The 7,975-nt window shown below is 73.8% G+C and carries 8 protein-coding genes; 5 read left to right on the top strand and 3 right to left on the bottom strand.

Annotation, left to right across the window (positions count from 1 at the left end; translation table 11 throughout):
• A partial coding sequence (locus MKW14_RS14375; protein WP_276620448.1) for a carboxyl transferase domain-containing protein occupies positions 1-366 on the bottom strand: 366 nt, incomplete at its 3' end.
• Positions 367-476: 110 nt separating this feature from the next.
• Between MKW14_RS14375 and MKW14_RS14370 the strand changes: the two genes are divergently transcribed.
• Together MKW14_RS14370 and MKW14_RS14365 are read left to right on the top strand one after the other, a co-directional pair.
• Positions 477-1,337, top strand: coding sequence for a biotin--[acetyl-CoA-carboxylase] ligase (locus MKW14_RS14370; RefSeq protein ID WP_240862842.1), 861 nt, complete (start codon positions 477-479; stop codon positions 1,335-1,337).
• Between the two features lie 169 nt (positions 1,338-1,506).
• Positions 1,507-2,631 (top strand): adenylate/guanylate cyclase domain-containing protein, encoded by a 1,125-nt coding sequence (locus tag MKW14_RS14365; RefSeq protein WP_240862840.1) that lies wholly within the window; start codon positions 1,507-1,509, stop codon positions 2,629-2,631.
• Between the two features lie 16 nt (positions 2,632-2,647).
• Here the strand turns inward: MKW14_RS14365 and MKW14_RS14360 are convergent, their stop codons facing one another.
• Positions 2,648-3,154: a hypothetical protein gene (locus tag MKW14_RS14360; protein WP_240862838.1), complete on the bottom strand. Its 507-nt coding sequence runs from the start codon at positions 3,152-3,154 to the stop codon at positions 2,648-2,650.
• 712 nt (positions 3,155-3,866) lie between these two features.
• On the opposite strand from MKW14_RS14360, the gene MKW14_RS14355 reads away from it, so the two are divergent.
• The 3 genes from MKW14_RS14355 (at position 3,867) to hutH (ending at position 7,531) form a co-directional block, all read left to right on the top strand.
• A complete protein-coding gene (locus tag MKW14_RS14355) occupies positions 3,867-4,670 on the top strand; it encodes an enoyl-CoA hydratase/isomerase family protein (RefSeq protein ID WP_240862836.1) in 804 nt (267 codons plus the stop codon).
• Positions 4,671-4,776: 106 nt separating this feature from the next.
• Positions 4,777-5,928: a GGDEF domain-containing protein gene (locus tag MKW14_RS14350; protein ID WP_240862834.1), complete on the top strand. Its 1,152-nt coding sequence runs from the start codon at positions 4,777-4,779 to the stop codon at positions 5,926-5,928.
• Between the two features lie 64 nt (positions 5,929-5,992).
• Complete coding sequence (gene hutH / locus MKW14_RS14345) at positions 5,993-7,531, top strand: histidine ammonia-lyase (protein WP_240862872.1); 1,539 nt, start codon at positions 5,993-5,995, stop codon at positions 7,529-7,531.
• Positions 7,532-7,597: 66 nt separating this feature from the next.
• Here the strand turns inward: hutH and MKW14_RS14340 are convergent, their stop codons facing one another.
• Positions 7,598-7,945: an LPXTG cell wall anchor domain-containing protein gene (locus tag MKW14_RS14340; protein ID WP_240862832.1), complete on the bottom strand. Its 348-nt coding sequence runs from the start codon at positions 7,943-7,945 to the stop codon at positions 7,598-7,600.
• Positions 7,946-7,975: the final 30 nt, after the last annotated feature.

Below are 7,975 nucleotides of genomic sequence, written 5' to 3'. Positions count from 1 at the left end.
CACCTTGACGATCTTCTGCCCGTAGACCTCGCCCAGGGCGCCGCCGAAGACCGTGAAGTCCTGGGAGAACACCGCGACCGGGCGGCCGTCGACCGTGCCGTAACCGGTGACCACGCCGTCGCCGTAGGGCCGGTTGGCCTCCAGGCCGAAGTTCGTGGAGCGGTGCCGGGCGAACTCGTCCAGCTCCACGAACGACCCCTCGTCGAGGAGGAGTTCGATGCGCTCACGGGCCGTCAGCTTGCCCTTGGCGTGCTGCTTCTCGACGGCGCGCGCGGAGCCGGCATGCGTCGCCTCGTCAATACGACGCTGGAGATCCGCGAGCTTGCCCGCGGTGGTGTGAATGTCGATCGCTTCCGGCTCGGACATCGGGATCGCGGCTCCCTGCCTGCTCAAAAGGGGGACGGTTACTCATCCGTAGAGTAGTGGTGACCCTACGAATCAGCAGTGCGGCGTTTCACACACCTAGGGTGGCTTGCATGACGCCGCAAGATGCATCAGACGACAGCCGCTGGTCCGATCTGGAACGGCCTCCCCTCAACGCCGTGGCGCTGCGCCGCGGGCTCGTGCGGGAGGGCGGGCTGTGGCGGGAACTGGACGTGGTGCGCGCCACCGGCTCCACCAACTCCGACCTGGTCGCCCTGGCGGCGGCCGGCAAGGCGGCCGAGGGCTGGGTCCTGGTCGCCGAGGAGCAGACCGCGGGGCGGGGCCGCCTGGACCGCCAGTGGACGGCACCGGCCCGCTCGGGCCTGTTCTTCTCCGTGCTGCTGAATCCGGCCGAGGTGCCGGTGGCCCGCTGGGGCTGGCTGCCGCTGCTGACCGGTGTGGCGGTGGCGACCGGGCTGGCGCGTGCTGCGGGAGTCGACACCGCACTCAAGTGGCCCAACGACCTGCTGGTCTCCATCGCCGGTGAGGAACGCAAGGCCGGCGGCATCCTGGCCGAGCGCGCCGGGGCGGACGGGGTGGTCATCGGCGTCGGCATCAACGTGACCCTGCGGGAGGACGAGCTGCCGGTCCCCGCCGCGGGGTCGCTGGCGCTGGCCGGAGCGGTGAGTACGGACCGGGATCCGCTGCTGCGGGCCGTGCTGCGGGCCCTGGAGGAGTGGTACGGGCGCTGGCGGGAGGCCGGCGGCGACCCCGCGGAAAGCGGTCTGCAGGAGACGTACGCGGCGGGCTGCGCGACGCTCGGCCGGACCGTACGGGCCGAACTGCCCGGGGACCGGTCGGTCACCGGGGAGGCGGTGGCCGTCGACGGCGACGGACGGCTCGTGATCGCCACGGCGGACGGCGTCCAGGAGCCGGTGGGAGCGGGAGACATCGTGCATCTGCGGCCGGCGTGAGAAAAGACGGCGCGTGCGGCGTTGTGAGGACGGGGCCCGCAAACGAGGCGGGCCACCGGGCCGGTACGGGTGACGTAGCGTCGGCTCCGCGGGAGTGAGGTAGCGCACAGCTGCCGTAGAGTGAAGGCCGGTCGATACCTGACCGTGGCAGATCGGAAGGGCAGCAGGCGTGACCGTCGACGACACGGGCTCCGGTTCGGACGCGGACGGCCGGGTGGACCCCCACGCCGCCGACTCCGGCGAGGACCCGCTCGCCCTGCGTCTCGAACACCTGATCCTGGGTGCCGAGCGGCGCTACACGCCCTTCCAGGCGGCCCGTAGCGCCGGCGTCTCGGTCGAGCTGGCGACCCGCTTCTGGCGGGCGATGGGTTTCGCCGACATCGGGCAGGCCAAGGCGCTGACGGAGGCCGACGTCCTGGCGCTGCGCCGGCTGTCCGGTCTGGTCGAGGCGGGCCTGCTCAGCGAGGCCATGGCGGTCCAGGTGGCCCGCTCCACCGGCCAGACCACGGCCCGTCTCGCCGAGTGGCAGATCGACTCCTTCCTGGAGGGCCTGACGGAGCCCCCGGAGCCGGGGATGACCCGGACCGAGGTGACGTACCCGATCGTCGAGCTGCTCCTGCCCGAGCTGGAGGAGTTCCTGGTCTACGTCTGGCGCCGCCAGCTCGCGGCCTCCGCCGGGCGGGTCGTGCAGGCCGCGGACGACGAGGAGATGGTCGACCGGCGCCTCGCCGTCGGGTTCGCCGACCTGGTGGGGTTCACGCGGCTGACCCGCCGGATGGAGGAGGAGGAGCTCGGCGAACTGGTCGAGGCCTTCGAGACGACGGCTGCGGACCTGGTCGCCGCGCACGGCGGCCGGCTGATCAAGACGCTGGGCGACGAGGTGCTGTACGCCGCCGACGACGCGGGCGTGGCCGCCGAGATCGCGCTGCGGCTGATCGAGACCATGGCGAACGACGAGACGATGCCGGAGTTGCGGGTGGGCATCGCCTTCGGCACGGTGACCACCCGAATGGGCGATGTCTTCGGTACGACCGTGAACCTCGCCTCCCGGCTCACCTCAATAGCCCCCCGGGACGCCGTCCTCGTCGACAGCGCCTTCGCGGAGGAACTGATCCGCACCGGTGAGGCGCCCGCCTCCGAGGCGGAGGCGGCCGAGGCCGCGGCGACGGCGGAGAAGGAGGGGGAGGAGCCCCCGGTCTACCGTTTCGCCCTCCAGCCGATGTGGCAGCGGCCGGTGCGTGGCCTGGGCGTGGTGGAGCCGTGGCTGCTCACCCGCAGGGGCGGAGCGGGTTAGCCGACGGCGCCTCGGGTCAGCCGTGCTGCCCCGACCCGCCGACGCACAGCCCGACGATCGGCACGCACAGTCCGGGGTTGCCGGGCCGCGGGGTGGCCGTCGGGGCCGTGCTGCGGCTGGGCGTGGGCGTCGGCTGCGGGGCGGGGGCGGCCGGTGTCGTCTCGGGTTCGCGGGGTGCCTGGGGCGCGGTGGTTTCCGGCGCCGGGGTGTTCGGCGCCTCGGGGATCGTGGTGCTGCCGGGGGTCACGGCGGGGTCGGCGGACATCGGTCGCGTCGAGGGGCCGGTCGGCACGGGCACGGACGTCGAGGTGGCCGACGGTGTGGCACTCACCCCGCCCATCACCGAGGTGGCCGAGGGGCCGGCGGTCGGTGCGGCGGCGTCGGTGGCCTGCTCCGCCCCCCTGCCCGGGTCCAGCCGCGGCTCGGCCTCCGCGCTCCCGCCCCCGCCGACCCCGGCCTCGGGAGTGAGCCGCACCAGACTCAACGCCCCGGCCGCCAACGCGAGCCCCCCGACGGCGAACACCACCTTCCGAGGCCGCGGCCGCCTGTGCCGCCCCCGGATCCGGGATCCGAAGAGAAAGGGGCGGGCGGAGGGGAGTTCGACGTCGGGGGTGGGGGTGGCCTGCGCGGAGCGAACGGGCTGCGGGGTGGGAGCGGCCTGTGGGGCGGGAACGGGGAACGGGTCGGCCGTCGGGACGGTATGCCCCGCCGGGCCGGCGGAACCGGTCGACCCGGCAGGGCGTGGCCCGTGGGCGGGGGGCGTGGTGCGGAGTCCCCCCGCCGTCGGCGCTCCGACCGGCTCACCGCTCCGCCGTCCTTCCGGCTCCGCCGCCCTCGCCGTCTCCCCGGTCTGGGTTCTTTGCGGTCGGCTCGCCCGTGGCGTCTCGCCGGTCCGGTGCCATTGCTGCCGGCTCGCTGGTGCTGTCTCTCCGGTCGCTGTCGGTCCCGGTCGGTCGTTACGGAGTTCCGTCGCCGTCGGTTTCGGCCGTTCTCCGTGTCGTGCCGGGTCTGTCGTTTCCGGCTCCCTCATCGCGTCCTCCCCGATGCGTTCGCGCCCCCGGTGCACCGTGGCGGACGCACGTTATGCGCTGCTGTGGGGGGTGGGCGGGGAGTTGGGCGGGATGTCACTCGAACGGGTTGTCGGCCCCGGGCCCGGGAACCGGCCTTCCCCCGCCGCGCACCCGGCTGCGATGATCGGGCGAGGCGTTGTTAACCCGCGTTAACCGGAGGGTGTCATGGGCGAGGAGCGGTTCGGGGAGTTCGTGCTGGTACGGCGGCACGGCGACGGCGGGCATGTCGTGGAGCTCGCCCTCGACCGGCCCAAGGCCATGAACGCCGTCTCCACCGCGATGGCCCGGTCCATCGCCGAGGCCTGTGCCGCGCTGGGCGCCGACCGGGACGTACGGGTTGTCGTGGTGACCTCCACGCACGAGCGCGCTTTCTGCGTCGGCGCGGACCTGAAGGAGCGGAACTCCTTCAGCGACGCCGATCTGGTCCGGCAGCGGCCCGTCGCCCGCGGCGCCTACACCGGCGTACTGGAACTGCCCGTGCCGACCGTCGCCGCCGTGCACGGCTTCGCACTGGGCGGCGGCTTCGAACTCGCCCTGTCCTGCGACCTGATCGTGGCCGACCGTACGGCCGTGGTGGGGCTGCCGGAGGTCTCCGTGGGGGTCATCCCGGGCGGCGGGGGCACGCAGCTGCTGCCGAGGCGGGTCGGGGCCGCGCGGGCCGCCGAACTGATCTTCACGGCGCGGCGTGTGGAGGCGGCGGAGGCGCGGGAGCTGGGACTCGTGGACCAGCTGGTGGAGGCGGGGCGGGACACGGAGGAGGCGCTGGCCCTCGCGTCCCGCATCGCCGCGAACTCGCCCGTCGGGCTCAGGGCGGCCAAGCGCGCCCTGCGGCTCGGGCACGGGCTGGACCTGAAGGCCGGGCTGGAGGTCGAGGACGCGGCCTGGCGGTCGGTGGCGTTCTCGGGCGACCGGGCGGAGGGAGTGGCGGCGTTCAACGAGAAGCGGAAGCCCCAGTGGCCCGGTGAGTGACCGGATGCCGTAGGGCCGCTCGGCGACCTCACTCCGCGCAGCCGCCCGGTCACCCCACCGCCGCATCAATCGAACGAAACCCCACAAAACTCCCTAACCTGGGGTGATGGGTGAGGACAAGCGGCTCACGGCCGTCGTCGCTTTGGCTCAGGGGATGGCGGCGGCGCACGGCTCGCGCGAGGCGTGGCGGGCCGCGGCCGGCGGCGCGTGCCGCGCGCTGGGCGGGAGTTTCGCCGCGCTGTCGGTGTGGGAGCGGGAGCTGGGGCGGCTGCGGGTCCTCGTCAACGTGGGGGAGCGGACCGCGGGGGAGGACGAGTTCCCGGACGACGAGTCGTATCCCGTCCACCAGTTTCCCGAGATCACCGAGTTCCTGCACGAGCGGTGGGCGGGCGGCGGGGAGCCCAACGCCTGGGTGGAGACGGCCGAGGGACCGGCGGCGGGGCGCCGGCCCGGCTACGTCCATCAGCGCGTCGCCGCACTGCGCCGCCGCGGCCGGGGCAGCTGTGTGGTCGCGCCGATCGTGCTGAACGGGCGGGCGTGGGGCGAGCTGTATGTCGCGCGGAACCTCGGGGTGCCCGTCTTCGAGCGGGCCGACGCCGACTTCGCCACCGTGCTGGCCGCCGTCGTCGCCGCCGGGATCGCCCAGGCGGAGCGGCTGGAGGAGGCGAGACGGCTGGCCTACACCGACGCGCTCACCGGCCTCGCCAACCGCCGCGCCGTCGACGTGCGCCTCGACGAGGCCGTCGAGCGCCATCGCGTGGACGGCACGGTCGTCAGTCTCGTCGTCTGCGACCTCAACGGCCTCAAGCGGGTCAACGACACCCGCGGACACGCCGTCGGCGACCGGCTCCTCGAACGCTTCGGCTCCGTGCTCTCGCTGTGCGGCGCGATGCTGCCGGGGGCGCTCGCCGCCCGGCTCGGCGGGGACGAGTTCTGTCTGCTCGCGGTCGGGCCGTCCGCCGACGAGGTGGTGAAGGCGGCCGACGAGCTGTGCCGCCGGGCGGCGGAGCTGGAGCTCGGCGAGGGCGTGGCCTGCGGGGTGGCGTCCACGGAGGACCCCATCGGTCCGGTCCGCTCGGCCCGCCGTCTCTTCCGGCTCGCGGACGCGGCCCAGTACAAGGCCAAGGCCGAGCGGGCGTCGAGGCCCGTGATCGCCGGCCGCGAGGGCCCCGACGACCCCGTCGTACGGCTGGCCGACGCGGCGCCGGCCGAGGAGGGGGCCGTGGAGCGGCGGCGCTTCCGGGGGCGCCGGGTGTAAGGGTCGTAACCTCCCCCCGCTAGTGACATCTCTGTCTTCACTGCGTACGCTCCTGAATATGGATATGCACACTGTGGTGGTGGGGACGTCCGGGGTGACCGCGTCCGACGTTCTCGCCGTGGCGCGCGGCGGCGCTCGCGTCGAGCTTTCCGGGGAGGCGGTCGCGGCACTCGCCGCGGCCCGCGAGATCGTGGACGCGCTCGCGGCCAAGCCCGAGCCGGTCTACGGCGTCAGCACCGGCTTCGGCGCCCTCGCGACCCGGCACATCAGCCAGGAGCTCCGGGCTCAGCTGCAGCGCAACATCGTCCGCTCGCACGCCGCCGGACTGGGCCCGAGGGTGGAGCGGGAGGTCGTACGGGCCCTGATGTTCCTGCGGCTCAAGACCGTCTGCTCGGGACACACGGGCGTCCGGCCCGAGGTCGCGCAGACCATGGCCGACGTGCTCAACGCGGGCATCACTCCCGTCGTCCACGAGTACGGCTCCCTCGGCTGCTCCGGCGACCTGGCGCCGCTGTCGCACTGCGCCCTCACACTCATGGGCGAGGGGGAGGCCGAGGGCCCGGACGGGACCGTGCGGCCCGCCGGCGACCTGCTCGCCGAACACGGGATCGCCCCCGTCGAACTCCGCGAGAAGGAGGGCCTCGCGCTGCTCAACGGCACCGACGGCATGCTCGGCATGCTCGTCATGGCCCTCGCCGACCTCGACACCCTCTACAAGTCGGCCGACGTCACCGCCGCGCTGAGCCTGGAGGCGCTGCTCGGCACCGACAAGGTGCTCGCGCCCGAACTGCACGCCATCCGCCCGCACCCGGGGCAGGGCGCCTCCGCCGCCAACATGCTCGCGGTGCTGAAGGGCTCCGAGCTCACCGGGCACCACCAGGACGACGCCCCGCGCGTCCAGGACGCCTACTCGGTGCGCTGCGCCCCGCAGGTCGCCGGCGCCGGCCGGGACACCGTCGCGCACGCCCGGCTGGTGGCCGAGCGCGAACTGGCGTCGGCCGTGGACAACCCGGTCGTGCTGCCGGACGGCCGGGTGGAGTCCAACGGCAACTTCCACGGCGCGCCCGTGGCCTACGTCCTCGACTTCCTCGCCATCGCCGCCGCCGACCTGGCGTCCATCGCCGAGCGCCGCACCGACCGGCTGCTCGACAAGAACCGCAGCCACGGGCTGCCGCCCTTCCTCGCCGACGACGCCGGGGTGGACTCCGGGCTGATGATCGCCCAGTACACGCAGGCGGCGCTGGTGAGCGAGATGAAACGGCTGGCCGTACCGGCGTCGGCGGACTCCATCCCCTCCTCCGCCATGCAGGAGGACCACGTCTCCATGGGCTGGTCGGCCGCGCGCAAGCTGCGCACCGCCGTGGACAACCTCGCGCGCGTGGTCGCCATCGAGCTGTACGCCGCCACGCGCGCCGTCGAGTTGCGCGAGGGCCTGACCCCGGCCCCCGCCTCGCGGGCCGTCATCGAGGCCGTACGGGCCGCCGGTGTCGCGGGTCCGGGCCCGGACCGGTTCCTGGCGCCCGACCTGGCCGCCGCCGACGCGTTCGTGCGGGAGGGGAAGCTGGTGGCCGCCGTCGAGACGGTCACCGGGCCGCTTCAGTAGGCGTACCGAAGGGGCCCCGCTTCGCAATTCGCCGACGCGGGGCCCCTTCTCGGATGTCAGGTGAGGTCAGAAGCCGAGGCGTTCACGGCGCACCGAGTAGACGACGAAGCCCGCACCCAGTGTCAGGAAGAGCGTTCCGCCGACGACGTACGGGGTCGTGTCGATGCTTCCGGTGTCGGCGAGCTCGGTGTTCTCCTGCGCCGAGTTCTCCTGCGCCGAACCGGAGTTCGCGGAGTCCGCGGACGTCTCGGAGGTCCGCGCCGAGGTGACCCTGGCCTGCGTCGTCGCGGTCGCCGAGGGCTGCGTTCTCGCCGGTGTGTCCTGTGACGCGTTGGCGGACGGGACGAACCACAGGGCGCCCAGGAGGGTCCCCGCGGCGGTGGCGGTCAGCAACGATCGGCGAGCGGATGACACGGAATATCGATCCCCTTGTGGCGCTGGCTA

The sequence above is a fragment of the Streptomyces gilvus genome, assembly GCF_022513565.1.
In the GTDB taxonomy this organism is placed as follows: Bacteria; Actinomycetota; Actinomycetes; order Streptomycetales; family Streptomycetaceae; genus Streptomyces; species Streptomyces gilvus.
Note: the sequence above shows the minus strand (reverse complement) of the source record. Positions and strands in the feature narration are given on the sequence as shown.